Here is a 25,479-nt window from a genome sequence, read left to right as displayed (position 1 = left end):
CCTTTCGGTCAGCTCGAGACGGGCTGCGGTCGTGCCTCGGAGCCGGGCATGTCGCGCATCGTGCGCAGCGGTGAGCAGAGCACCCAGAGCACGGCGAGAGTCATCCCCGTCGTGGCCACCCAGACCCCACCCCGGATACCGAGCCACTCGCCGAGCACGCCACCGAGCAGGCTGCCGACTGGCATCGCGCCCCACACGACGCTGCGCACGCTGGCGTTCATCCGGCCGAGCAGGCGGTCCGGGCAGATGGCCTGGCGGTAACTCACCTGCGCGACGTTGTAGACGATGATGCCGTAGCTGACGATCACCAAGCCGGACACGGCGAGCCCGACGCGCCAGCCCGGCACGGCCAGTGGCACGAGCAGCTGGGCAGGCCAGGTCAGCAGCGGCACGAGCCAGACCGCCCTGGCCTGGCCGATACGGCGGCTCCACCAGGATGCGGTGAAAGCGCCGAGGATGCCGCCGACGCCGCTGATCGCCAACACGAGCCCGACCCCTGCGGCGGGCAGTCCGAGCTCCCTGGTCAGGAACAGCACCTGGAGGGCGGCGAACGCTCCGCCCGCGAAGTTCCCGGTCGCGGTGCACAGGGTGATCGAGCGCAGGGTGGAGTTGCCGAACACGAAGCGCAGACCCTCGGCGATCTCCGCGCGCAGGTTCCTGGTCTCGGCTCGCCGCGGCACCGGTTCCGCGACGCTGATGCGGAGCAGCAGTGCGGCCGAGGCCAGATAGCCGAGTCCCGCGGCGAGTACCGCGTTGGCGGCTCCGGCGAGCTGGGCGAGCGCGCCACCGATACCTGGGCCGGTCACATGCGCGACCGACTGGCTGGCCTGCAGTTTGGCGTTGCCCTCGACGAGCTTGCCCCGCCCGACCAGAAACGGCAGATATGACTGGTAGGCGACGTCGAAGAACAGTGTGCACACACCGACCAGCAGGGCGACGACCAGCAGCTGGGTCAGTGTCAGCAGGCCCGCCCACCAGGCGATCGGCACCGTCAGCAGCAGGAGCCCGCGCGCTAGGTCGGCACTGATCAGCAGCGGCTTCCGGCGCATCCGGTCCACCCACACGCCCGCCGGCAGGCCGATCAGGAGGAACGCCGCGTGCTCGGCCGCGGTGAGCAGGCCCATCTCGAACGGCGCGGCCCCGAGCACGGTCACGGCGAGCAGTTGCAACACCGTGATGCTGACGAAGGTGCTGAACTGGCTGACGGTGTCACCGGACCACAACCGGCGGAAATCGCGATGGAACCACAGGGAGTCGCGCGCCATGGAGGAGATCGTGGCGTAAGTGATTGGAAAGTGTCAATCACTCCCCGGTCGTAGGCTGGCGCCGTGACGGCAGAGCGACGGAGGGCGACCGAGGCCGAGGCGAACGCGCTGGCCTCCGGAATACGCCTGCGCATCATTCGGTTGACATATACCGAAGCGCTGACGAACAAGGAACTCGCGCGGCGGTTGGGCCGTGATCCCGCGACGACCCTGCATCACGTCCGCAAGCTGGTGGACACCGGATTCCTCAGGGCACTGCCCGAGCGGAGAGGTACGCGGGGTGCGAAGGAGATCCCCTACCTGTCGACGGGTTTGTCCTGGGAACTCGACGATGCCGGGGCGACCTCGGGAATCTCCGAGGCGATGCTCGAGGCCTATCTCGCCGAGGTCGCCGAGGTCGGCCCTGATGCACTACGGCAGAGCAGGCTCGTGCTGCGACTGCACCCCGCGGAGCACGCCGAGTTCGAGCGCAGGCTCTACGGCCTGCTCGAGGAGTTCAAGAACCGGTCCCCGCAACCGGGTGAATCGAGCGTGGCCGTGTACACGGCTCTCTATCCCAGCCGATGACGGCCGCATAACTCGTTCGGTGTTCCGGGCGAATCGTGGGACGATGGAAGGACGATGACAGAACTGACACACAATGATCTGCTCGACGAAGAACTGTCGACCGGTGAGCTGGAGCTCGAGGACCGTGCGTCACTGCGCAGGGTCGCGGGGCTGTCCACCGAACTGGACGACGTCACCGAGGTCGAGTACCGGAAACTCCGGCTGGAGCGCGTTGTGCTCGTCGGGGTGTGGACCGAGGGAACCGCGGCCCAGTCCGAGGCCTCCCTGGCCGAGCTGGCCAGACTGGCCGAGACCGCTGGATCCGAGGTCCTGGAAGGGCTGGTCCAGCGCAGGCAGCGCCCCGACCCCGCCACCTACATTGGCTCCGGCAAGGTGCTGGAGCTGGCGGATGTCGTTCGCGCGACCGGAGCGGACACCGTGATCTGCGACGGTGAACTCTCGCCTGGTCAGCTGCGTCAGCTGGAGGCCAAACTCAAGGTCAAGGTGGTCGATCGGACCGCGTTGATCCTCGACATCTTCGCCCAGCACGCCCGGTCCCGCGAGGGCAAGGCGCAGGTCGAACTCGCCCAGCTGCAGTACCTGATTCCCCGCCTGCGGGGCTGGGGTGAGTCGCTGTCCCGGCAGGCCGGTGGCCGCGCTGGTGGCGGCAACGGCGGTGTGGGTCTGCGTGGCCCTGGTGAGACGAAGCTGGAGACCGATCGGCGTCGTATCAGCAAGCGCCTGTCGAAGCTGCGCAGGGAAATCGCGTCCATGGACACGATCCGGGAGACCAAACGTGGGCGCAGGGTGGCCAACGAGGTACCGAGTGTGGCCATCGTGGGCTACACCAACGCCGGCAAGTCGAGTCTGCTGAACGCCATCACCGGCGCGGGCGTCCTCGTCGAGGACTCACTCTTCGCCACGCTGGACCCGACTACGCGCCGCGCCGAGACCCCGGACGGGCATACGTACACACTCACCGACACGGTCGGGTTCGTCCGGCACCTGCCGCACCAGCTGGTGGACGCGTTCCGCTCGACGCTGGACGAGGCCGCCGACGCCGATCTGCTGGTGCACGTGGTCGACGGATCCGACCCCGCGCCCGAGGAACAGGTCAACGCCGTGCGCGAGGTGCTCGCCGAGATCACCGAGCGCCGGTCCGAGCCGCTGCCCCAGGAACTCCTGGTGATCAACAAGGCGGATATCGCCGACGAGCTCTCACTCGCCCGCCTTCGTAATCTGTTGCCGGGCGCCGTGGTGGTCTCGGCCGGTACCGGTACGGGTGTGGAAGAACTGATCGCGGCGATCGCCGAGCGTCTGCCGAGGCCGCAGGTCGTGGTGGACGCGATGGTGCCGTACACCAGGGGCGAACTGGTGGCCAGGACGCACGCCGACGGCGAGGTGGTCTCCGAGGAGCATGTGGCGGAGGGAACCAGGTTGCGCGCTCGCGTGCATCCGGACCTCGCCGCCGCGCTGGAGCAGTACGCGACGAACGGTTCGGCCTGAACGGTCGGATGCGCGCTGGTGAGGCGATTACGTAAGACACCGTTCAGCCCGCTGCACGCCGAGCGGAGCGAGGCTGATCAACTAGAGCCCTGAACGGACGTGGCGAGAAGACTGGATCGCGAGGTCGCCGGGGCCGGTGACTCACCGGCCCCGCCGTGATCAGTAGCGTGGAGCCGTGATCAGGCTCCGGTCGGCAGTTCTCGGCGTACGCGCGGCGGCCGCGGCACTGGTGACGGTGCTGTGTCCGGTGGTCCTGGCCCCGTCAGCAGGAGCGGTGGACGTCCCCGCGCCGGAGACGCTTTGTTCCATCTCGGATGAGCGGCTCGCCGAACTCTCCGGCCTGGCCGCGGACGACGAGCACTGGTACGCGGTGAGCGACGGCGGAACGCGGATCCAGGTCTTCGTGCTGAACCGGGACTGCTCGGTCGAGCGGACCATCACCGATCCCATCGATCCGTACGACGTCGAGGACATGGCGCGCGCCGGCGACGGCACGCTCTGGCTGGCCGACACCGGTGACAACCGCAAGCGGCGGGACACAGTGGCGCTGCACGAGGTCCGTCCGGACGGTGGCGCCACCCTCTACCGGCTGACCTACCCCGACGGGCCACACGACGCCGAGGCGTTGCTGCTGGACCCGGCCGGGGTTCCGTACGTGATCACCAAGAACGTCCTGGGCACCTCCGAGGTCTACCGCCCCGCCGGGCCGCTGACCAGCCCGGGACCCACCCCGTTGGAGAACGTCGGCTCGCTGCGCTTCGAGTCGACCGACACCAAGGGCGGCCCCGTGGGAGGTACCGGCTCGGTACTGGTCACAGGAGGTGCGGTCAGCGCGGACGGCACCGTGGTGGCCCTGCGTACCTACACCGACGCGTACCTCTACCGGGTCCCCGGCGGCGACATCGCGGCGGCACTTCAGGGTGCGCCGGTCCGGGTGCCGTTGCCGGGGGAGAACCAGGGCGAGGCGATCGCGTTCGAGCCCGGCGGCACCCTGCTTTCGGCCGGCGAGGGCACCGCGCAGCCGGTGCGCGCGGTACCGGGCGCTACCGGACTCGTACCGCAGGGGGAGAACGGCTCCGCGCCGGAAGGCGATACGGCCGCGGGCGACCCCGACCGGTCGGACCCGGATGCGTCCGCTGAGGGACAGGAGTCCTCCGGACTGCCGGTGCTGCCCGGAATCGCTATAGCCGTCGCCGTTGCGGCGGTGGCGGTACTCGGCACCGGCAGCCTCGCCAGGCGCAGGAAGCGGCGCTGACTGGTTGAGCGCTGAGCCGTTCAACGCCGTGATCAGAGCCTGCGCAGCACCGCCACGACCTTGCCGAGGATGCTCGCCTCGTCACCGGCGATGGGCTCGTACGCCTCGTTCTGTGGCATCAGCCAGACGTGCCCATCCTTGCGCTTGAACGTCTTCACCGTCGCCTCGCCGTCGATCATGGCCGCCACGATCTCGCCGTTGTCGGCCGTCGGCTGCTGCCGGACCACGACCCAGTCGCCGTCGGTGATCGCGGCATCGATCATCGAGTCACCGGCGACCCGCAGCAGGAACACATCACCCTCGCCGACGATGTCCCTCGGCAGGGGAAAGACGTCCTCGATCGCCTGTTCGGCCAGAACCGGCCCGCCCGCGGCGATCCGGCCGACCAGGGGCACGTACGCGGGTTTGGGCAGCTGCTCGAGCTCCTCCGCGGCCGCCGACACGGCAGCGGGATCCACCGCGGCGGTCAGCACGCCGACGGCGCGCGGCCGGTTCGCGTCCCGCCGCAGGTAGCCCTTGCGCTGCAGGGCGCGCAACTGGTGCGACACAGACGACGTGGAGTTCAGTCCGACGGCCTCGCCGATCTCCCGCACGCTCGGCGGGTAGCCGAACCGCTCCACCCACGCCCTGATGACCTCCAGCACCTGCTCCTGCCGTGCGGTGAGCCGATCGTCGGCGTCCTCCACCTCGGGCAGTGAACGCACGACGGCTACGGCCTCAGCGCCGCCCGGGTCCTCCCGGCCGGCCTCGGCCTTCGGAGACCGCGTGGCACCGCCTGCCTTTCCGGCCGGCTCCTTCTTGCTCTGCCGTGTCGTCTCGCGTGCCACCGTGCTTCCTCCAGGCCATCGAAGTTCGTTGTCGCGGTTCCCACCGCGGTGTGTGCCAGCGGTGTGTGCCAGCGGTGTGTGCCAGCAGTACTTGTTGATCTGTGCCGATAACGACGTTAGCCCTCCACCAGGGGGATTTCAAACATCTGTTCGAACGACACGCCGCGAGTACTCGATTTTGTCGGACCGGGGTGGTACACATTCGCACGGGCGTTCGATAGAACGGGTGTTCGAGTCAGGTCTGCCGGCTGGCGGGCGGGGCAGGCGGCATCCGAGTGGTCGTGTCGAGCGCGGAGTTGAACCTGGAGGAGGTTCCGTCATGTCGGTTCTCGTGCACCGTGCGCGCCCGAGTCGGGTGCCCGTAAGTGGCCGAGTTCGCCGTCCCGTCTTCGAGCCCGCACCGGTGGTGGGTCCGAGGACAACCACGCCCGCACGCAGGGATGAGGTGCGTCGCCCGCCAACCAGGGCGCGGGTCGTGGCCGGGTACAGCCGCGCCAGGCCGGCCACGTGTGCGCCGGGCCGGCAGGTCGCGGTGCGCTGGCCTTGGCTCTTCGCGCTCGCCGCGGGCTCGGCTCTGCTGGTCGTCATGCTCGGCCTGCTCGCCGGAAACGTCGCACGGGCCGGTGCCCCGGTTCCGGAACAAACCACCCTGGTGTCCGTCAGTGCGGGGGAGACGCTGTCGGAACTCGCCGGGCGGTACGCGCCGGCCAGCGACACCACTGAGGTGGTTCGCCGGATCCGCCAGCTCAACGACCTCGACAGTGCCGCCGTTCCCGCTGGACTGCCCCTCGCGGTGCCGTATCAGCCGGGCCTCGCCCCGTCGTCGCCGTAGCGTTTCGAAGCTCTGCGCTCACGGCCCGAACACCTCCGTGTTCACCCAGTTGAGTCGCTTGCGCGCCTTGAGGACGCGATCTACAGTCAACCCCTATATGTAGTAGTTACATGCCTGTAGTTGGTCCACAGGTTGGGGTAGAATCTGCAGTAGTTGTCCACAGCTTTGCCGGATTTACCCACCGGCTGTCCACATGTCGATCACCAGCCCGGCTCCGTGCCGAAGGGGTCGCAGCGGGGTAGCCGGGGGAGAGCCGGCACGGTCGGCTGGAGAGGAAGGTGACCGACGGATGCGGTGCCCGTTCTGTCGTCACGTGGATTCCCGGGTCGTCGACTCCCGTGAGGTGGACGAGGGCCAGGCGATCCGCCGGCGCCGTTCGTGCTCGGAGTGCGGTCGTCGGTTCACCACGTCGGAGCAGATGGTGCTCGCCGTGGTGAAGCGGTCCGGGGTCACCGAACAGTTCAGCAGGGACAAAGTGGTTCGGGGAGTGCGCCGCGCCTGTCAGGGCCGGCCGGTCGACGACGATGCCCTCCAGCAACTCGCCCAGCGGGTGGAGGAGTCGATCCGGTCCGCCGGGGTCGCGGAAATTCCGAGCCACGAAGTGGGGCTGGCCATTCTCGGCCCGCTCCGCGAGCTCGACGGGGTCGCGTACCTGCGCTTCGCGAGCGTCTACCGCTCCTTCTCCTCGATCGAGGACTTCGAAAAGGAGATCGCCGGCCTACGTGAAGCGATGGCGAGCACGGTTGGTCCGGCCGACTCGGACGAGAGCGAACGGAGCGCGGGTGGCGACTGATGCCGCCACCCCGCGCGGGAGTGAGGGGAGACCCATGACAGAGACCATGGGAGCAAAAGCCGGCGGCAAGTCCGGGAAGCAGGGCGCGCGTGCGCCTCGCGGGCTGAACGTGCAGCGGGTCTACACCACCGCGGGAGTGCACCCGTACGACGAGGTCGCCTGGGAACAGCGGGACGTCGTGATGACCAACTGGCGCGACGGGACGGTGAACTTCGAGCAGCGTGGTGTCGAGTTCCCGGAGTTCTGGTCGGTCAACGCCACCAACATCGTCACCAGCAAGTACTTCCGTGGCGCCGTGGGCAGTGCACAGCGTGAGCACAGCCTCAAGCAGCTCATCGACCGGGTCGTCAAGACCTACGTCAAGGCAGGGGTCGAGCACGGCTACTTCGCCGGCGCGGACGACGCGGAGATCTTCGAGCACGAACTGACCTGGATGCTGCTGCACCAGGTGTTCAGCTTCAACTCCCCGGTCTGGTTCAACGTGGGAACGACCTCCCGCCAGCAGGTGTCGGCGTGCTTCATCCTGGCCGTCGACGACACCATGGAGTCGATCCTCAACTGGTATCGCGAGGAAGGCCTGATCTTCAAGGGTGGTTCGGGTGCGGGCCTGAACCTGTCCAGGATCCGTTCGTCGAAGGAGCTGCTTTCCTCCGGCGGAACGGCGTCCGGCCCGGTGTCGTTCATGCGCGGGGCGGATGCCTCCGCGGGCACCATCAAGTCCGGGGGAGCCACCCGGCGGGCCGCGAAAATGGTCGTGCTCGATGTCGATCATCCAGACATCGAGGAGTTCATCCAGACCAAGGCCAGTGAGGAAAAGAAGATCCGGGTCCTGCGGGACGCCGGGTTCGACATGGACCTCAGCGGCGCGGACATCTCGTCCGTGCAGTACCAGAACGCGAACAACTCGGTGCGCGTCTCCGACGAGTTCATGCGGGCGGTCGAGTCCGACGGCAGCTTCGGGCTGCGCGGCAGGATGACCGGCGAGGTGCTCGACGAGGTCGACGCCAAATCGCTGTTCCGCTCGATGGCGACCGCGGCCTGGGAGTGTGCCGACCCCGGCATGCAGTACGACGACACGATCAACGACTGGCACACGTGCCCGGAAAGCGGTCGGATCACGGCGTCCAACCCGTGTTCGGAGTACATGCACCTGGACAACTCCAGCTGCAATCTCGCATCGCTGAACCTGATGAAGTTCCTCGCCGACGACGGCACGTTCAACGCGGAGCTGTTCGCCAGGACCGTGGAGCTGGTCATCACCGCGATGGACATCTCGATCTGCTTCGCGGACTTCCCGACCGAGGCGATCGGGGACACCACCCGCAAGTTCCGGCAGCTCGGAATCGGCTATGCCAACCTCGGCGCGCTGCTGATGGCGACCGGGCACGCCTACGACTCCGACGGCGGCCGGGCGCTCGCGGCCGGTATCACCTCGCTGATGACCGGTGTGTCCTACCGGCGTTCGGCCGAGCTGGCCGGCGTCGTCGGGCCGTATGAGGGCTACGCGCGCAACGCGGAGGCTCACCAGCGGGTGATGCGCAAGCACGCGGCGGCCAACGACCAGATCCGTACGATGCACACCAACGATGTCAACGTGCGCAAGCTGGCCACGGACGAGTGGCAGCGCTGCATCGAGATCGGCACGGCTCAGGGGTGGCGCAACGCGCAGGCGAGTGTCCTCGCCCCGACCGGGACCATCGGCTTCATGATGGACTGCGACACAACCGGGATCGAGCCGGACTTCTCGCTGGTGAAGTTCAAGAAGCTGGTCGGTGGCGGTTCGATGCAGATCGTCAACCAGACCGTGCCGGGAGCGCTGCACTCGCTGGGCTATCAGCAGGAGCAGGTCGAGGCGATCGTCGAGTTCGTCGCTCAGCACGGTCACGTCGTGGATGCGCCAGGCCTGCGCCCCGAGCACTACGAGGTGTTCGACTGTGCCGTCGGGGAACGTTCCATCGCCCCGATGGGGCACGTGCGGATGATGGCCGCGGTGCAGCCGTTCCTGTCCGGCGCGATCTCCAAGACCGTCAACATGCCGGAGTCGGCCACCGTCTCCGATGTCGAGGAGATCTACTTCCAGGGCTGGAAGCTGGGGCTCAAGGCACTGGCGATCTACCGGGACAACTGCAAGGTCGGTCAGCCACTGTCCACGGGTAAGAAGGACAGTCAGGCGGCGGAGCCGGAGACCGTGGTCGAGTACCGCCCGGTTCGCAAGCGTCTGCCGAAGAAGCGCCCGAGCCAGACGGTGTCCTTCACCGTCGGCGGTGCCGAGGGCTACCTGACGGCAGGGTCCTATCCGGATGACGGACTGGGCGAGATCTTCGTCAAACTCGGCAAGCAGGGCTCGACGCTGGCCGGGGTCATGGACGCGTTCTCCATGTCCATCTCGGTCGGCCTGCAGTACGGCATTCCGCTGGAGTTCTACGTCTCGAAGTTCTCGAACCTCCGTTTCGAACCCGCGGGGATGACCGACGACCCGGATGTGCGGATCGCGACCAGCGTGCTGGACTACCTGTTCCGCAGGCTGGCGCTGGACTATCTGCCGTACGAGAAGCGTTCGCAGCTCGGGATTTTCACTGCGGACGAGCGCTCATCGCAGGTGGAAGCCGACTACGGTTCCTCCTCGGGCGGGCAGGACAACGTGGACCTGGAGGAACTGCGCAGCAGCGTGGACTCCAGCGCCGCCCGGCGCAGGCTCGAGCGGAACGAGGACCAGGACTACGAGCACGGCAGGCAGGCGCAGACCACCGCCGAGCTGGTGGAACTGCAACTGGGCAAGGCGGCCGACGCGCCGCTGTGCATGACGTGCGGGACCAAGATGCGCCCCGCCGGATCCTGCTACGCCTGTGAGGGTTGCGGCTCCACGTCCGGCTGCAGCTGATACCGGACGCGGGTGGGGAGCCGGCAGCCCAGGCTCCCCACCCGCGCCTCAGGTGAGTTGGCGTAGCAGGAACTCGAACACCAGGGCCCATTTGAACGCGAGCTGGGCGTTGTCGGCCGCCGCGCCGTGACCGCCCTCGATGTTCTCGTGGTAGCGCACAAGGTCGTGGCCGTAGCCCAGCTCTCGCATCTTGGCGACCATCTTGCGCGCGTGGGCGGGGTGCACCCGGTCATCCCTGGTCGAGGTCACGAACAGCACCGGTGGGTAGTCCTGCCCCGCCCGCAGGTTCTGGTACGGCGAGTACGCGCGCAGATGGTCCCAGTCGGCGGGCTCGTCCGGATCGCCGTACTCGGCCATCCACGACGCCCCAGCGAGTAGCCGGTGGTAGCGGCGCATGTCCAGCAGCGGAACCTGGCAGACGATCGCGCCGAACAGCTCCGGGTAGCCGGTGAGCATGACGCCCATCAGCAGGCCACCGTTGCTCCCGCCCTGGATTCCCAGCTGGTCCTTGGTGGTGATTCCACGTGCGACGAGGTCCTCGGCGACGGCGGCGAAGTCCTCGTAGACCCGCCGGCGGTCGTGCTTGATCGCCTGGGTGTGCCACTCGGGGCCGTACTCGCCACCTCCGCGCAGATTGGCCACGACATAGGTCCCGCCGCCAGCCAGCCAGCCCCGGCCGATCACCCCGCTGTACGACGGGGTCAGGCTCACCTCGAACCCGCCGTAGCCGGTCAGCAGTGTCGGCCCCGGGCGGCCGCCGGGGTCGCCGACGACGAAGTACGGAATCCGCGTGCCGTCCTTGGAAGTGGCGAAGTGCTGCTCGACGGTGCGGCCGTCGGCGTCGAAGAACGCGGGCGCCCGCTTGAGTGTCTCCACCGGTTGCCCGACATGGCCGTACAGCAGTGTCGACGGCTCGGTGAATCCGCTGACGTTCAACAAGAACTCGTCGCTGTGGTCAGGATCGGTGTCGGTGATGTCGATACTCGCGGCATCCGTGCCCACGCCCGCAAGCGGCTCGCAGCGCCAGCCATCCGGGCCCGGCGTGAGTACGCGAAGCTCGTTCTTCACGTCGGACAGGGTGTTCAGGAGCAGGTGGTGACGGGTCCAGCCGTAGTAGTCCAGCGATGTGCGGGCATCCGGTTCGAACAGCACCTCCATGTCTCTGCCGCCGTCGAGAAACTCCCGCAACCGGATGGCGAGCAACGCGCCGGCCGGGTACTCGGCGGATCCCGTGTGCCACGGGGACCGGGTACGCACCAGCAGCCACTCGCGGTGCAGCGAAGGCCTCGCGTCCTCGGGCAGATCCAACCGGACGAGGCCGTCGGGCGTGCGCAGATGCATCTCCGAGCGGTAGAAGTCGATGGCCCGGACGATCAGGTCCCGTTCGTAGCCCTCGGTCGGATCGTGGAGTCCGTGTACCGCGACGTCGTCCGGTTTTCCCTCGAACACCGTGCTGGCCTCGGCCAGTGGTGTGCCCCTGTGCCACTCCTGTACCAGGCGCGGGTAGCCGGACGTGGTGAGCGAACCGTCCCCGACATCGGTACCCACGTAGATCCGGTTCTCGTCGATCCAGTCCACGGAGCTCTTCGCCTCCGGCAGCCGGAATCCGTCCTCGACGAACTCACGCGTGCCGAGGTCGAACTCGCGCACCTCCGTGGCGTCCGCGCCGCCACGGGAGAGTTCGACCAGCCCACGATGGAACCCTGGTCGCAGCACTGACGCTCCCTGCCACACCCAGTTCTCGCCCTCGGCCTCGGCGAGTGCGTCGACATCGAGCAGGATCTCCCAGTCCGGCTGGGCCCTGCGGTACTCCCGCAGGGTCGTGCGCCGCCAAAGACCACGCGGGTGAGCCGCGTCCTGCCAGAAGTTGTAGAGGTACTCGCCGCGCCTGCGGACGTAGGGGATCCGGTCGTCGGCGTCGAGCACCTCGCGGATGCCGTCGCGCAGGCGGCTGAACCGCTCGCCGTCGGTGAGCTCGGCGACGGTCGCCGCGTTCTGCTCGCGCACCCAGCCCAATGCGGCGTCGCCGGTGACGTCCTCGAGCCAGAGATGCGGGTCGCGCGGGTCGTCCGCCGGTGTCGTGTCGGTCATCGGACCAGTCTGCCGGGGTGGGGTGCGTGCTTGCCAGATGAACACCGTTCCCGTCCTGTGATCCCTGCGATCACTCGTATCGATATGCTGAACGGGCGTTGGATCTGGGGGAATCGCTCTTCTCACGTTCTCGGGGGATCGTGACCAGCCCGCGCGCCCGATGCCGGACGATCTGATCACCAGGTGCTCTGTGGACACTGCCGAGGAGGCACGTAGCGTCGGCGGTTCCGAGTCCGCTGCCGCCTCGCTGCCCCCACGCAACTCGCCGTTCGCCATCGTCGGCGTTCTCGGCCTCGTGCTGGGACTGGTGTTCGTGGTGGCCATGGTGGGCAGGGCCCCCGCCCCCGTCGCCGGAGTGGCGGTTCCCGTCGCCACCGGCGCTGATCCGGTGCATTCCGAGCCCGGACCGTCCAGCAGTGACCCTGCGCCGGTGCCGATCGCCGGACTGGACAGCAATCCGCTGCTGGCCGAGGGGGTCGCGCTGCCCGAGGTCGCCTGCGAGTTGCCGGGAATCGGTGCGGAAAGCGCCGAGCTGAAAGTGTTCTACGAAGCCGGCCTGCGTTGCCTCGACGATGCCTGGGAGCCGGTACTGGCCGCCGCGGGGGAGCCGTTCGACGAGGCGGGGCTCGAAGTCAACGCGCATGCGCCCAGCGAATGCGGCGCACCCCCGGAGGAGGCCGAGGCGACGGCGTTCTACTGCGGGTGGGACGAGGTCATCTACATGCCGCAGGAGCGTCTGCTGGCCACCGTAGGACTCAATCGTTCGGCGCACCTCGCCGTGCTCGCGCACGAGTACGGCCACCACGTGCAACTGCTGAGCGGGATCATGTACTCACTCGGTGCGGAGCTCGCCGGGGCCGAGGAGGGCGGCGCCGAGGAGCTCGAGCTGACTCGGCGGGCAGAGCTGCAGGCGAACTGCTTCGCCGGATTGTTCCTCGCCGCCGCTGCGGGGCGTGGGTCCATCACCGAAGGGCAGGCGCAGGTGGCGGTCGAGGACTTCGCCAACTCGACCGACAGTGACACGCACGGCACCCTGACCAGCCAGCTCGCCTGGGCTCGCACCGGCTTCAACGCTGACGGCACCGCGGGCTGTGACACCTTCGCCGCAGCCGCGGACGCGGTGCGCTGACCCGGTCGAGTGGGGCCTACGGGCTTTCCCGCTGCCGAACCTGCCAGTAACCTGGCGTGATCCAGCTCACCAGTCGGGAGGACTCTCATGCGCATTGCCGATGTGTTGCGAACCAAGGGCGCGGAAGTTGCCACGGTGGAGCCGCTGGCCACAGTGGCCGAATTGCTCGCCCGGCTCGCGGAGCACAACGTCGGCGCCATGGTGGTCGTCGACCAGGACGAGTCCGTTGTCGGCATCGTGTCCGAGCGGGACGTGGTGCGGCGGTTGCACGAGAACGGCGCGACGTTACTCGAGCGGCCGGTCGCCGAGATCATGACCACCGTGGTGGCGACCTGCTCGCCGGAGGACGCGGTGGACTCGCTCAGCGTGGTCATGACCGAGCGGCGGATCAGGCACGTTCCGGTACTGACCGAAGGCAGGCTCACCGGCATCGTCAGCATCGGTGACGTGGTGAAGGTCCGGATGAACGAGCTGGAGCAGAGCCAGGAACAGCTGGAGGCCTACATCGCCCAGGGCTGATTTCCGTCGGGGACGGTCCTTTCGTCTGGCAAGTGGCCCAATCTCGTTGACACCGACCGGTTCGCCCGGAAGGGTCGGGCTGGTTTCCCTGCCCGCCGCCGTCCCACTGGGGGTTCTGTGAGAGCCGCACGTGTCGCCGTCCTGCTGACGGCCGTCATCACCCTGCCGCTGACCGCTGTCACTGCGTACGCCGATCCCCCCTCCGGGCCGGTGTTCTCCGGTGGTGAGGCGCAGCCCGTGTTCGATCCGGAGGACGTGGTCCGGGAGAGCCTGTGGGTCACGGCCCCGGTGGACAGCGACGCTGACGGCGCCGACGACGAGGTGCACGTGGAGGTCGTCCGGCCGAGCGCGACCGAGCACGGCCTGACGGTGCCCGTGGTGTACCAGGCCAGCCCGTACTACGCGGGCGGCAACGACATCACCAACCACGACGTGGACGTCGAGCTGTACGTACCCGGCAGGCCCGGTTCCGGCAAGGGTGGGCCGCGCGGCGAGGCAGACGGCGTCGGCCTCGCCGGGCCGAACGGCGCGGCCCAGATCACCTGGCGGTACGAGGAGTACTTCACCTCGCGTGGTTTCGCGGTGGTCTACGGCGAGTCACTCGGCAGCGGGCAATCCAGCGGTTGCCCGACCACCGGAGGTGAGAACGAGACGATCGGCGCGAAGTCCGTTGTGGACTGGCTGGGCGGCCGCGCGGCCGCACGGGACGCCGCGGGCGCGCCAGTGACGGCGGACTGGACCACCGGGAAGACCGCCATGATGGGCGTCTCCTACAACGGCACCCTGCCCAACGCCGTTGCCAGCACGGGTGTCGAGGGCTTGGAGACGATCGTGCCGATCGCGGCCATCTCCAGCTGGTACGACTACTACCGGGAGGACGGCGCCGTTGTCGCACCCGGCGGGTACCAGGGCGAGGACGCTGACGTGCTGGCCGAATACGTCTACACCAGGGACGACAGGGAGATCTGCCGCCCGGTGATCGATGCGCTGACCGCCGAACAGGATCGGGTCACCGGGGACTACAGCGATTTCTGGGCGGAACGCAACTATCTCGACGACGTGGACAAGGTCCGGGCCTCGGTGCTGGCCGTGCACGGCCTGAACGACTGGAACGTCACGATGAGTCAGGTGGCGCGGTGGTACGAGGCGCTGCGTGCGCACGGGGTGGAGCACAAGATCTGGCTGCACCAGTCCGGCCACGCCGACCCGTACTCGCTGCGCCGAGATGTGTGGTTGTCGACCTTGAACAAGTGGTTCTCGCACTATCTCTACGGTCTGGACAACGGTATCGAGCAGGAGCCGAAGTCGACCGTTCAGCGCGAGGACGGCTCGTGGACCGACGAGGCCGACTGGCCCGCGCCGGGTACGGCCGACGCGACGGTGTACCCGCGGCCTGGAGGTGCGGGCAAGGGCGGACTCGACCCGCGCCACCGCACCCCCGGCCGGGCCGGCACCGAGCGGTTCACCGACGACGCGGGCAAGACCATCGAACAACTGGTGGACGCAACCCGATCGGGCAACCGGTTGAGCTACTCCACCGGGGCGGCCACGCGTCCAGTGCGACTCAGCGGCACTCCCGGTCTGACACTCGGTCTCTCGTTCGACGAGCCTGCGGCGAACATCACCGGGGTGCTGGTGGACCGGGCCCCCGACGGCACGTCCACTGTGATCACCCGTGGCTGGACGGATCCGCAGAACCGCATCGACCCGGCCAAGACCCGGCCGATCACCCCAGGCAAGACCTACCGGGTGTCCTTCGACCTGCAGCCGAAGGACTACGTGCTCGAGGCGGGCCACAAGCTCGAGTTCGTGCTCGCCTCCAGCGATCACGACTTCACGCTGCGCCCGGAACCGGGTGCGGGCCTTGGTCTCGACCTGACCCGCACCTCGGTCACTCTGCCGGTGGTCGGTGGGCAGAAGGCACTGCGCGCCGCGTTCTAGCATCGCACTTTCCCGGGAAAGCGCGGAGGCGCACGAGCGTGACCTGGGGCTGGGTCTTCCAGGCATCGCACTTTCCCGGGAAAGTGCGATGCCTGGAAGACCAGCGTCGGCGGTGTCAGATCGTGTAGGCGAGGTTGCGCACGATCTGCTCGCCGAGCCCGGTGTCCCCGGAGACACTGATCTCCGCGCGATTGTCGTCCGCGTTGGTCCGCCCGCCGGCGAGCCGGGTGAACAGGGTGGACGGCAGGGTGATCGTCGTGGTCGCAGGCTCGGTGAGGCTGTCTACGACCGTCGCCCGGCCGTCCACACGGACGTGCATCATTCGCCGGACCGGGCCGGTCAGCGCGATGGTGACGGAGCTGCCCTGTGGCGCGTGGCCGAGTTTGCCGACGATGTAGCCGAGACCCCGCTCGATCTCGTCGACGACGAGTTCCGCGCGAGACCCACCGTCGTGTCCCTGCTTGTCCACCGCGGTCCGGATGTCCTGCTCGTGCATCCAGCAGTCGAAAACCCGGATCTGCATGAATCGGGCGTACGTGCCCTGGCCGAGCGGCGTCCAGCTGGGAGCGTCGAAGTCTTCCTGGCTCATCGCGGCGAGCGCCTGCCGCCTGCGCCCGGTGACCTCGTTGAACCGGTCCAGCAGCTGCTCCGGCGAGTGCCCGCGCAGCATGTCCACCCACTGTTCGTTGAAGATCGCGATGGGATTGCGCACGTGGGCGAGTGCGGAGAAGTCGCTCGCCGACTCGACCGGTTGCTCACCCAGCAGGGCGGACTCCGTGCCGACGATGTGGGCGAGCACGTCGTGCACCGTCCATCCGGGTAGCTCGGTCGCGGTGTTCCAAGCATCGTCCGGCAGGCCGGCCATCAGTTCGGCGAGGCTGAGCCACTGCTGGTCGAGTGCGTCCACCAGTGGCCGCATCGGAATGCTCGGGATCTCGGTCTTCATCGACGTCTCCTATTTCTCTTGTCTCACTCGCCGACAGGCTGGGCGAAGGGAATGACCTGCCCACGGTTGATGCTCACCCAGTCCCGTCCACTCAGGTACGGCTGGAGTGTTCTGGCGATGGCGGCTTGGTCCTGCTCGCTCTTGGGCCGCTGAAGCTCGTACAGACCGGGGAACTCGAGCATTCCCGTGACCAGGTCCCACAACCGCAGGGCGGCCGCACCGGTGGGCGGGTCGATCAGCACCGGCCCGAACAGGCACTGACCGTTGGGGAAGAACAGCGTGGGCACGCCGAACCCGCCAGCGCGGATCACCCGCTCGTGGTCGGCTCTGACCTCGTCGTGGGTCTCCTGGTCGGTGATCGCCTCGTCCAGCGTCCCCGGGTCGGCGCCGATGGCGGCGAGCAACTCCCTGGCGACCTCGGGATCGTGCGGTTTGCGTCCTTCGACGTGCAGTGCTCGTCCGGTCGCCTCGTACCAGTCGTCCAGCAGCGTCATGTCGCGGCGTCGCAGCAGCGCACCGATACGCATCAGGGACCAGCCGTAGGACCAGTCCCGCTCCCAGGGGTGCTTCTTGCCCTCCACCCGATTGACTTCCTCGAGGCTGAAGAAGCGCCAGTTGATCTCGAGACCGGTCTGCGCGCGTACCTCGCGTATCCAGACGGAGGTCTGGTAGGCGAACGGGCACATCGGATCGAGGTGGAAGTCGATCTCGGCAGGTGCGGTCATACGGGCGCTCCTTCGGCGAGATGGGCGGTGATCAGGTCATCGATCGCCTCGGCGATGTCCACCGCGGGCGAGTTGTCGACCTTGGCCAGCAGGATCAGCCCCTGCGCGTGGGCCAGCACGGCGGCGGCCAGCCGATCCGGGTCCGTTCCCTTCCGCAGCAGGCCGTGCGCCGCGGCGCGATGGCATACCGTCGCGATCCGCTGCCGCCAGGTGGCGAAAACGGCCGCCAGGTGCTCGCGGACCACGGTGTCGGCGGTGGACAGCTCCGCGGCGAGGTTGCCGAACGGGCAGCCGACGACCTGTCCGAACCGCTCCTCGAAACCCAGCTGGATACGGCCGACCGCGAGCGCGACACCACGCAGCGCCTGGGCGGGCTCGGCGGCGCCTGCTTCGCGCAGGCGCTGTTCGAGACCGGCGGCGTGCAGGTCGATCACCGCGATCGCCACATCGGTCTTGGCCGGGAAGTAGTGGTAGAAGCTGCCCTTTCGGACATCCGCCGCGGCACAGATCTCCCCGACGCCCACCGAGGTGTAGCTGCGAGTCAGGAAGAGCCGGGCGGCGGTACGGACGATGCGTTCCCGTGCGTCCGAGGTTCGGCCCATGGCCGGGAACTTTAGAGATTGTTGACTAGCCGGTCAACAAGCAATAGTGGTTATAGAGTGACATTGATTGTCAAATGAAGGTTAAATGTTAACTATTTAATTAGCTCGGCAGTCTTCCACCTCACCTGATCGTGTGTTCGTATGGTCACTCCCTGCTGATGGAGGTAGTGATGTTGAGACTGCGAAGACTCGCGGCCGGGGCAGCGGCCGCACTGCTCGGCGCACTGGGTGTGGTGGCCACCGGCCAGACGCCCGCGTCGGCCGCACCCAACTTCCAGGTCCCGTTCGCCTGTGGTGTCACCGTTACGGCGGCGACGTTCAGCGGGCACAGCCCGGCGAACTCGGTGGACTTCCAGAAGAGCGGCATCACCGGTATGCCAGTACTCGCCTCGTCCGGCGGCACGATCACCCGGGTGGGAAATACCGGCAGCACCAGTTACGGCCGGTGGATCGAGATCGACCACGGCAGTGGCTGGCGGACGCGGTACGCCCACCTGTCGTCCCAGGCGGTGTCGGTCGGGCAGACCGTCCGATTGGGAACCAAGATCGGCGCGGCGGGCTCGACGGGCGGAGTCACCGGACCTCACCTGCACTACGAACAGCGGTACAACGGTTCGGTGGTCAAGGCGAGGCTCAACGGCGTCGCGGTTCCCTACTACGGTCACACCAACTTCACCAGCAAGAACAACTGTGGTGGCAACCCCTACTCTCCCGAAGCGGCCTGTGGGTCGGGCTTCTCGGTTATCGACTCAGCCGGTCTCAGCGGGGCGGGGACGGTCTACCTGCTCTACAAGTCGGCGACCGCCAGCAACTGTGTGGTGACGATGAAGGCGACCTCGCTCGGAACCCCATCGCCGGTCTCCGCCTTCCTCGAGGTGCAGGGCGGAACAAGGGCGACCGACTCCGGCAACTTCTCCTACTACGCGGGCCCGGTGATCAAGGCCGCTGGCTCCACCTGCGTCAAATGGGGCGGTTCGGTGGGTTCCAACAGCTACACCAGCCCGTTCGAACACTGCGACTGAGGCCCAACCCCCGCAGGCGGTTCGCCCGCTGCCCGAACGACCGGGCGGGCCGCGGGAACCGCCCGCGGGGTCCCCAGGTTCGAGTTGTTCTTCTCGGACACCGTTGTCCACAGATGTGCGCCGGGTGGTACCGCTGCCGATGCCCGCGTTCCAAGGTGGAGTCATGACGACTTCCACTCCCGCAGGCCAGTCGACGGTCAACCTGCGTGACCCGGCGCAGTTGATCGCGGCGGTTCCGTGCCTGCTCGGCTTTCGCCCCACCGACTCCCTGGTCGTGATCGCCCATGGGCCGCCCAGTGGCACCCGTATCGGCGTCGTACTGCGCGGCGATCTGCCACCACCGCGATATCGCAAGCAACTGGCCCGATCACTGGTCGCCCCACTGCTCGCGGAGCACGCTCTGGGTGTCACTCTGCTGGTGGTCCGCGCCCCGCGGCACAAACAGAACTCGGGCAACTTGGTCCAGAGTGGTCTGATCAAGTTGGTGCGGGAGGTTCTGGACACCGCGGGAATCCCGGTCAAACACGCGTTGTGGGTACCTGAGATCAGCGCGGGCGTGCGCTACCGGTGTTACCAGGACTCGACCTGTTCGGGGCGCCTGCCGGATCCGGCGACGACGGTCGCGGCCACGGTCATGGCCAGCACCGGCAAGGTCACCTTCGGCAGCCGCGGCGAGATGAGCAGACTGCTGGACCCGGTGGACGAGGCCGCCATCGCCCGTCGCGGCGAGTTACTCGACCGGTGGAGCGAATCGGCAGGCACCGGCGAACCTGACCTGGAGCTCGATCGGGACCGGCGCGAAATCGTGTCCGCGTTGGCACGGTCGCGGTCGGGGGTGCTGGCACTGACCGACGAGGAGGCCGCCCGGCTGGCGTGGGCGTTGTCCGACCGGCGCATCCGCGACGACTGCCTCGGTCTCGCACTGTCCGCGGGGGAGCGGCGAGGACACGACGCCGAGCGGCTCTGGCTCGAACTGGTGCGCGGGCTTCCCGCACCCGAACGCGCGGAAGCCGCGTGTCTGCTCGGATTCTCGGCCTACCTCAGGGGAGACGGAGCTTTCGCCGGAATGGCTTTGGACAACGCCCTCGACGCCTTCCCCGGCCACGTCCTCGCCGGCTTGCTCGCGGAGTCGATCCAGCTGGGGGTACCTCCGGACCGGCTCAACCGGCTGGTGCCCGAGGGTGGCCCGCCGGACTGGCTCATCGACTGAGGACGTGGCCGCCTGGCCGCTATGACTGACGATCGCGGGTGACGGCCCACGCGTCGGACACGATCCCGGCGAGGTCCGCGCGCTCCGGCTTCCAGCCCAGTTCCGCCCGGGCCCGGTCGCTGGCCGCGACCAGTACGGCGGGGTCGCCAGCGCGGCGGGGAGCGACCGCGGCCGGAATCGGATGGCCGGTGACGCCGCGGCAGGCCTCGATCACCTGGCGAACGGAGAAGCCGGTGCCGTTGCCGAGGTTGTAGATGCGGTGCTCACCAGCGGTGGCATGGTCGAGTGCCAGCAGGTGGGCGTCGGCGAGGTCGGCGACGTGGATGTAGTCGCGCACTGCGGTGCCGTCGTCGGTCGGGTAGTCCTCGCCGTAGATCTGGACCTGGTCGCGTTGGCCGGTTGCCACCTGCAGCACGATGGGGATCAGGTGCGTCTCCGTGGCGTGGCGCTCACCGAAACCGCGATAGGCGCCCGCGACGTTGAAGTAGCGCAGGCTGACCGCGGCCAGACCGTGGGCGCGCGCGTAGGTGGTGATCGCGTGGTCGATCGCCAGCTTGGTCGCACCATAGGTGTTGGTCGGCTGGGTCGGTGCGGTCTCCGGTATCGGTGAACTCTCTGGTTCACCGTAGGTCGCGGCGGTGGAGGAGAAGACGAGGCGAGGGGTCCCATGGGCCCGCATGGCATCGAGCAGCCGGAGGGAGGTGAGCACGTTACCGCGCCAGTACTTCCCGGGATCTTGCATCGACTCCCCGACGAGCGACTTGGCGGCGAAGTGTAGCACGCCGTCGAAACCTTCCGCGAGCAACGTCTCGGCGGTCTCGGCCGCATCGCCCTCGACGAACCGGGCGCCGGGGTGAACGGCGTCCGCGTGCCCGGTCGAGAGGTCGTCCACCACGACGACCTCGTGGCCCGCTTCCACCAAGCGGGCGGTACACACGCTGCCGACGTAACCGGCGCCGCCCGTGACGACCAGCTTCAGGGCCTTGCTCGGCTTCTCGGTAACCGTTGACATCTCTCGACGGGGCCTTTCTCGCGGATGAACAGTGCTGCGCAGGGATCTGACTTCGGCATTCGGGGTGTGTCGGCGGACACACCCGCAGCGTCCAGTGTCTACTTCCGCTGACGCCCGGCCCCGCCCGGGGCTGCGTGTAGCGGAGAAGGGAGGTCAGGGCCGAGAGGCCGGTTTCGGGCGCGCCGCCGGCGCTACCCGGCCCAGCTTTCGTCCAGGCCCGCTCCGGCCGACGGGATACCGACGAACATCCTGGGCCGCCGCAGGCCCTCCCGTTCGAAAGCGGTCGCGACGGCCGACTCGACCGCCGCCTGGTCGGTCTCGCGGACCAGGGCTATCGCTGAGCCACCGAAACCGCCACCGGTCATCCTGGCGCCGAGTGCGCCCGCTGCCCGTGCGGACTCCGCCGCGAGGTCCAGTTCGGTGGCCGAGACTCGGTAGTCCGTGCGCAGGCTTTCGTGGGAAGCGTCCAGGAGCGGGCCGAGGTCGGCGAGGCGCCCCGCCCGGAGCAGGTCGACAGTTCGCAGGACCCGTTCGTTCTCGGTCACCACGTGCCGGACCAATGGCCGGAGTTCCTCCGGCAGCTTCGCGAGACTGGTGTCCAGCTGGCCGGCCTCGATGTCGCGCAGTGCCTTGATCCCGAGCAGATCCGCTGCCCGCTCAGTCCCCTTCCTGCGATCGCCGTAGCCGGACTCGCTGTGCGCGTGCTTCACCCTGGTGTCGATCACCAGAATTCGCAGTCCGGCGGCCGCCGCGTCGAACGGCACCTGCTCGGCCTGGCCCGACCGCACGTCGAGAAACAACGCGTGCCCGTCCACGCAGCACATCGACGCCGTCTGATCGAGCACACCCGTGGGGACCCCGACGAACTCGTTCTCCGCGCGCTGGGCCCACCGGGCGATCTCGACTCTGGCGGCCTCGTCCGGCTCGTCCTGCCCGGCGAGGCCGAGCAGCGCCAATGCGACCGCGCACTCCAGTGCGGCCGAGGACGACAGTCCCGCACCGGTCGGCACGTCGCCGGCGAGCACCAGGTCGGCACCGCGGTCGAAGCCCTGTTCGCGTAGTGCCCAGGCCACGCCGGCCGGGTAGGCGGCCCAACCGAGATCAGCGACGCCGGCGCCGGGGGTCAGTTCCTCGATCCGCACCGGCTCGGCGTGCTGCAGCTTCCCGTCCGAGCCGACCGAGGCGACGGTCAGCAGGTCGTCGTCGCGGGCGGAACCCGCCGCCGCCAGCCGGTGGGGTAGTGCGAACGGCAGGACGTAACCATCGTTGTAATCGGTGTGCTCGCCGATCAGGTTCACCCTGCCGGGCGCGGACCAGACCCCCTCCGGGGCGCGGTCATGCAGATCGGTGAAGGCTGTAGCGGCGGCTGAGCTGCTTGTCATGTCGTCGATCGGCACTAGGTATGGCTCACCGGGCCTGTGCGAGTACGGCGTGCAGTACCGAGCTGGCGACCTGCACGGTCGTGTTGTCACCGGTGACCTCGATGGTGGCCCCGCCACCGTTGACCTTGCCGACCCTGACCATCTGACCAGGTACGACTCCCACCGATTTCAGCTCGGTCATCAGCGTCTCGTCGAGCTGTACGTGCTCGGCAATCCGCCGGATCTCCACGTCGCCGCCGCCGGCGCGGGCGAACTCGTCCAGCCGCACGAGGTCGGACTCGGCCGGTGGGGCAGGCTCGCCACCCTCGCCCAGCTTGTCCAGCCCCGGGATGGGGTTGCCGTAGGGGGAGGTCGTCGGGTGGTCGAGCAGTTTGACCAGCTTGCGCTCCACGGCCTCGCTCATCACGTGCTCCCAGCGGCAGGCCTCGAGGTGCACGTGCTCCCACTCGAGCCCGATCACGTCGACCAGCAGGCGCTCGGCGAGCCGATGCTTGCGCATCACGGCGATGGCCAGTTCCCTACCGTGATCGGTCAGTTGCAGGTGGCGATCGTCAGCGACGACCACCAGCCCGTCGCGTTCCATCCTGGCGACCGTCTGGCTCACCGTCGGGCCGCTCTGTTGCAGGCGCTCGGCAATGCGAGCACGCAGCGGCACAACACCTTCTTCTTCGAGCTCGAAGATGGTCCGCAGGTACATCTCGGTGGTGTCGATGAGATCGTTCACGCTGTCCCCTTCGTCCGCGTTCCCCATGGTAGTCGCTGGTACCGACTCCCCCGCAGGCGATCAGGTAACAGCTGCCCGCACCCGGCGGGCAGGGCCCGGCCTGACGCTGGCCGGTCCGATGTGGAGGATTGATCGAATGCGTTCCCTGACGACCACGATAGACCTAGCCGCCAAACTCGAGGCAAACCCGTCCCGGCGTCCTGTTCTGCTGGACGTGCGCTGGCGGATGGCGGGACCGCCGGGACTGGACTCATATCGTGCGGGGCACCTCCCCGGTGCGGTGTTCCTGGATCTGGAAACGGACCTCGCGGCCGCGCCCGGTACGGCCGGCAGGCACCCGTTGCCGTCCCCGGACGTCCTGCGGGCGGCACTGCGGCGGGCGGGCGTCCGTGCAGGTCATCCCGTTGTGGTCTACGACGACGGCGACGGTTCGATCGCGGCACGGGCGTGGTGGCTGCTGCGCTGGGCCGGTCACCGCGAGGTCGCGGTGCTGGACGGGGGGTTCGCCGCATGGGTGGCGCAGGACAGGCCGCTGAGCACGCGGACGCCCGAGCCGGAACCGGGTGACATAGAGGTCCGGCCCGGCTCGATGCCGGTACTCGACGCCGACGACGCCGCGGACCTCGCCCGAGACGGCCTGCTGCTCGACGCGCGGGCCCCCGAGCGCTACCGGGGCGAGACCGAGCCGATCGATCCACGGGCGGGCCATATTCCTGGCGCACGCAACGCTCCGTTCGCCGGGCACACCGGCCAGGAGGGGCGCTGGCGCACGCCTGCCGAGCTGGCCGCCCGGTTCGCCGACATCGGCGTCACCGCGGACACGGCCGTCGGGGCGTACTGCGGCTCCGGGGTGACCGCGTGCTCCGTGGTGCTGGCGCTAGAGGTCGCGGGCAGGCAGGAGCCGGCCGCGCTCTACGCCGGGTCCTGGTCGCAGTGGTCGGCAGACCCCGCCCGCCCCGTCGCGACGGGCGGGCAACCGGGCTGAGCGATGCGGCAGGGAGGCCCGGACCGGCGCGGGGCACGGCTGCCGAACCGGGGCGCAGGACCTAGGCTCTGGACATGTCTGCCTCCGCCGTCGTCTGGGACTCCGCGCTGCTGGGATACGACCTCGGCGGGGAGCATCCGTTCAACCCGGTACGGCTGGAACTCACCATCCGGCTGGCCACCGAGCTCGGCGTGCTGCGCGACGTACCGCTGCTGGTGCCGGAACCGGCCAGCGGGGAGGAGCTGTACCGGATCCACACCACCGAATACGTCGAGGCGGTGAAACGGGCCCCGATGACCGGCGCGGAACTCGCGCACGGACTCGGCACCGAGGACAACCCGGTATTCGACAAGATGCACGAGTCCTCGGCGCTCGTGGTCGGGTCCACGCTGCTTGCCGCACGAACCATCGCCGAGGGCGGTGCGAGCAGGGCGGTCAACATCGCGGGCGGACTGCATCACGCGATGCCCGGCCACGCGGCGGGTTTCTGCGTGTACAACGACTGCGCCGTCGCGATCTCCTGGTTGCTGGACAACGGTTTCGACCGCGTGGCGTACCTGGACACCGACGTGCATCACGGCGACGGAGTACAGGCCGCGTTCTACGACGACCCCAGGGTGCTGGCCGTCTCGCTGCACCAGCACCCACTCACACTGTGGCCGGGTACCGGGTACTCCGGCGAGGTCGGGACAGGCGGTGCCGAGGGCAGCGCGGTGAACATCCCGCTGCCACCGCACACCCGGGATCCCGCCTGGTTGCGGGCGTTCCACGCTGTCGTGCCTTCGCTGCTCGCGGAGTTCCAGCCGCAGATTCTCGTCACCCAGTGTGGCGTCGACTCCCACGAGGAGGACCCGCTGGCGGACCTCTCGCTCTCGGTGGACGGCCATCGCACCATCTACCGCACGATGCGCGAGTTCGCCGACAAGTACGCGCAGGGGCGGTGGCTGGCCGTCGGCGGTGGTGGCTACCAGCTGATCCGCGTGGTACCCCGCTCCTGGACCCATCTCATCGCGACCGTGCTCAACCGGGACGTCGCTCCGGAGACGCCACTCCCACCGGGCTGGGTGGAGGCCATCGGCAGGGCGGCCCCTGGTGCTCGCCTTCCTGCCGCCATGACCGACGAAGCCGACACCGCCTTCCGCCCGTGGGGCGACGGCGTGGACGACGCGGTCGACATCGCGATCCGGGACACCCGGAGGGCGATCTTTCCCCTGCACGGCCTGGACCCCGACGATCCGAGGGACTGACGTGACCGGCGACCAGACGAACGAGAAGGAAGCGGCCCC

22 protein-coding genes are annotated in these 25,479 nt (G+C 68.5%); 13 read left to right on the top strand and 9 right to left on the bottom strand.

Annotated features, from left to right (window positions below):
* Positions 1 to 8: 8 nt before the first annotated feature.
* Positions 9 to 1,265: an MFS transporter gene (locus tag D0C15_RS07635; protein WP_116042074.1), complete on the bottom strand. Its 1,257-nt coding sequence runs from the start codon at positions 1,263 to 1,265 to the stop codon at positions 9 to 11.
* A gap of 63 nt (positions 1,266 to 1,328) precedes the next feature.
* Between D0C15_RS07635 and D0C15_RS07630 the strand changes: the two genes are divergently transcribed.
* The 3 genes from D0C15_RS07630 (at position 1,329) to D0C15_RS07620 (ending at position 4,572) form a co-directional block, all read left to right on the top strand.
* Positions 1,329 to 1,832: an ArsR/SmtB family transcription factor gene (locus D0C15_RS07630; RefSeq protein WP_116042071.1), complete on the top strand. Its 504-nt coding sequence runs from the start codon at positions 1,329 to 1,331 to the stop codon at positions 1,830 to 1,832.
* A 54-nt stretch (positions 1,833 to 1,886) separates the two neighbouring features.
* Positions 1,887 to 3,317, top strand: coding sequence for a GTPase HflX (gene hflX, locus D0C15_RS07625; RefSeq protein WP_116042068.1), 1,431 nt, complete (start codon positions 1,887 to 1,889; stop codon positions 3,315 to 3,317).
* Positions 3,318 to 3,492: 175 nt separating this feature from the next.
* Positions 3,493 to 4,572, top strand: a complete 1,080-nt coding sequence (locus D0C15_RS07620) for a hypothetical protein (RefSeq protein ID WP_425455367.1) — start codon at positions 3,493 to 3,495, stop codon at positions 4,570 to 4,572.
* 32 nt (positions 4,573 to 4,604) lie between these two features.
* Here D0C15_RS07620 and lexA read toward each other — a convergent pair whose 3' ends face one another.
* The gene (gene lexA / locus D0C15_RS07615) at positions 4,605 to 5,276 is read right to left on the bottom strand and encodes a transcriptional repressor LexA (RefSeq protein ID WP_211323119.1); all 672 of its coding nucleotides are present in this window, start codon (positions 5,274 to 5,276) and stop codon (positions 4,605 to 4,607) included.
* A 598-nt stretch (positions 5,277 to 5,874) separates the two neighbouring features.
* Between lexA and D0C15_RS07610 the strand changes: the two genes are divergently transcribed.
* The 3 genes from D0C15_RS07610 (at position 5,875) to D0C15_RS07600 (ending at position 9,905) form a co-directional block, all read left to right on the top strand.
* Entirely contained in the window at positions 5,875 to 6,231 is a 357-nt protein-coding gene (locus D0C15_RS07610) for a hypothetical protein (protein WP_245975623.1), read from the top strand.
* A 289-nt stretch (positions 6,232 to 6,520) separates the two neighbouring features.
* Positions 6,521 to 7,024 (top strand): transcriptional regulator NrdR, encoded by a 504-nt coding sequence (nrdR, locus tag D0C15_RS07605; RefSeq protein WP_116042065.1) that lies wholly within the window; start codon positions 6,521 to 6,523, stop codon positions 7,022 to 7,024.
* Positions 7,025 to 7,058: 34 nt separating this feature from the next.
* Positions 7,059 to 9,905, top strand: coding sequence for a vitamin B12-dependent ribonucleotide reductase (locus D0C15_RS07600; protein ID WP_116042063.1), 2,847 nt, complete (start codon positions 7,059 to 7,061; stop codon positions 9,903 to 9,905).
* A gap of 48 nt (positions 9,906 to 9,953) precedes the next feature.
* Here the strand turns inward: D0C15_RS07600 and D0C15_RS07595 are convergent, their stop codons facing one another.
* Entirely contained in the window at positions 9,954 to 11,996 is a 2,043-nt protein-coding gene (locus D0C15_RS07595) for a prolyl oligopeptidase family serine peptidase (RefSeq protein ID WP_116042374.1), read from the bottom strand.
* A gap of 190 nt (positions 11,997 to 12,186) precedes the next feature.
* Here D0C15_RS07595 and D0C15_RS07590 point away from each other — a divergent pair, with 190 nt between their 5' ends.
* The 3 genes from D0C15_RS07590 to D0C15_RS07580 all read left to right on the top strand — a co-directional run bounded on the left by D0C15_RS07590 (position 12,187) and on the right by D0C15_RS07580 (position 15,585).
* On the top strand, positions 12,187 to 13,125 hold the full coding sequence (locus D0C15_RS07590; protein ID WP_162829940.1) for a neutral zinc metallopeptidase: 939 nt from the start codon (positions 12,187 to 12,189) through the stop codon (positions 13,123 to 13,125).
* An 87-nt stretch (positions 13,126 to 13,212) separates the two neighbouring features.
* The gene (locus D0C15_RS07585) at positions 13,213 to 13,644 is read left to right on the top strand and encodes a CBS domain-containing protein (protein WP_116042051.1); all 432 of its coding nucleotides are present in this window, start codon (positions 13,213 to 13,215) and stop codon (positions 13,642 to 13,644) included.
* Positions 13,645 to 13,761: 117 nt separating this feature from the next.
* The gene (locus tag D0C15_RS07580; protein WP_116042049.1) at positions 13,762 to 15,585 is read left to right on the top strand and encodes a Xaa-Pro dipeptidyl-peptidase; all 1,824 of its coding nucleotides are present in this window, start codon (positions 13,762 to 13,764) and stop codon (positions 15,583 to 15,585) included.
* 115 nt (positions 15,586 to 15,700) lie between these two features.
* On the opposite strand, the gene D0C15_RS07575 is transcribed toward D0C15_RS07580, so the two are convergent.
* The 3 genes from D0C15_RS07575 to D0C15_RS07565 are packed head-to-tail and all read right to left on the bottom strand — an operon-like array spanning position 15,701 to position 17,858.
* Positions 15,701 to 16,531, bottom strand: coding sequence for a maleylpyruvate isomerase family mycothiol-dependent enzyme (locus D0C15_RS07575; RefSeq protein ID WP_245975622.1), 831 nt, complete (start codon positions 16,529 to 16,531; stop codon positions 15,701 to 15,703).
* 23 nt (positions 16,532 to 16,554) lie between these two features.
* Positions 16,555 to 17,256, bottom strand: a complete 702-nt coding sequence (locus tag D0C15_RS07570) for a mycothiol-dependent nitroreductase Rv2466c family protein (protein WP_116042046.1) — start codon at positions 17,254 to 17,256, stop codon at positions 16,555 to 16,557.
* Positions 17,253 to 17,858 (bottom strand): TetR/AcrR family transcriptional regulator, encoded by a 606-nt coding sequence (locus tag D0C15_RS07565; protein ID WP_116042043.1) that lies wholly within the window; start codon positions 17,856 to 17,858, stop codon positions 17,253 to 17,255. The genes D0C15_RS07570 and D0C15_RS07565 overlap by 4 nt, the downstream gene beginning before the upstream one ends.
* A gap of 170 nt (positions 17,859 to 18,028) precedes the next feature.
* Between D0C15_RS07565 and D0C15_RS07560 the strand changes: the two genes are divergently transcribed.
* Together D0C15_RS07560 and D0C15_RS07555 are read left to right on the top strand one after the other, a co-directional pair.
* Entirely contained in the window at positions 18,029 to 18,880 is an 852-nt protein-coding gene (locus D0C15_RS07560; protein WP_116042041.1) for a M23 family metallopeptidase, read from the top strand.
* A 163-nt stretch (positions 18,881 to 19,043) separates the two neighbouring features.
* On the top strand, positions 19,044 to 20,090 hold the full coding sequence (locus D0C15_RS07555) for a DUF4192 domain-containing protein (RefSeq protein ID WP_162829939.1): 1,047 nt from the start codon (positions 19,044 to 19,046) through the stop codon (positions 20,088 to 20,090).
* 19 nt (positions 20,091 to 20,109) lie between these two features.
* Here the strand turns inward: D0C15_RS07555 and galE are convergent, their stop codons facing one another.
* The 3 genes from galE to D0C15_RS07540 form a co-directional block, all read right to left on the bottom strand.
* Positions 20,110 to 21,102 (bottom strand): UDP-glucose 4-epimerase GalE, encoded by a 993-nt coding sequence (galE, locus tag D0C15_RS07550; RefSeq protein ID WP_116042035.1) that lies wholly within the window; start codon positions 21,100 to 21,102, stop codon positions 20,110 to 20,112.
* Positions 21,103 to 21,293: 191 nt separating this feature from the next.
* On the bottom strand, positions 21,294 to 22,484 hold the full coding sequence (gene galK / locus D0C15_RS07545) for a galactokinase (protein WP_116042369.1): 1,191 nt from the start codon (positions 22,482 to 22,484) through the stop codon (positions 21,294 to 21,296).
* A 25-nt stretch (positions 22,485 to 22,509) separates the two neighbouring features.
* Positions 22,510 to 23,235: an iron-dependent transcriptional repressor DtxR gene (locus tag D0C15_RS07540; RefSeq protein ID WP_116042032.1), complete on the bottom strand. Its 726-nt coding sequence runs from the start codon at positions 23,233 to 23,235 to the stop codon at positions 22,510 to 22,512.
* A gap of 109 nt (positions 23,236 to 23,344) precedes the next feature.
* Here D0C15_RS07540 and D0C15_RS07535 point away from each other — a divergent pair, with 109 nt between their 5' ends.
* Together D0C15_RS07535 and D0C15_RS07530 are read left to right on the top strand one after the other, a co-directional pair.
* Entirely contained in the window at positions 23,345 to 24,193 is an 849-nt protein-coding gene (locus D0C15_RS07535; protein ID WP_116042030.1) for a sulfurtransferase, read from the top strand.
* Positions 24,194 to 24,267: 74 nt separating this feature from the next.
* Positions 24,268 to 25,440, top strand: a complete 1,173-nt coding sequence (locus tag D0C15_RS07530; RefSeq protein ID WP_116042027.1) for an acetoin utilization protein AcuC — start codon at positions 24,268 to 24,270, stop codon at positions 25,438 to 25,440.
* Positions 25,441 to 25,479 lie beyond the last annotated feature (39 nt).

Origin of the sequence: Amycolatopsis palatopharyngis, from assembly GCF_003385185.1 — a bacterium.
Classification (GTDB): domain Bacteria; phylum Actinomycetota; class Actinomycetes; order Mycobacteriales; family Pseudonocardiaceae; genus Amycolatopsis; species Amycolatopsis palatopharyngis.
This window is presented reverse-complemented; position numbering and strand designations above follow the sequence as displayed.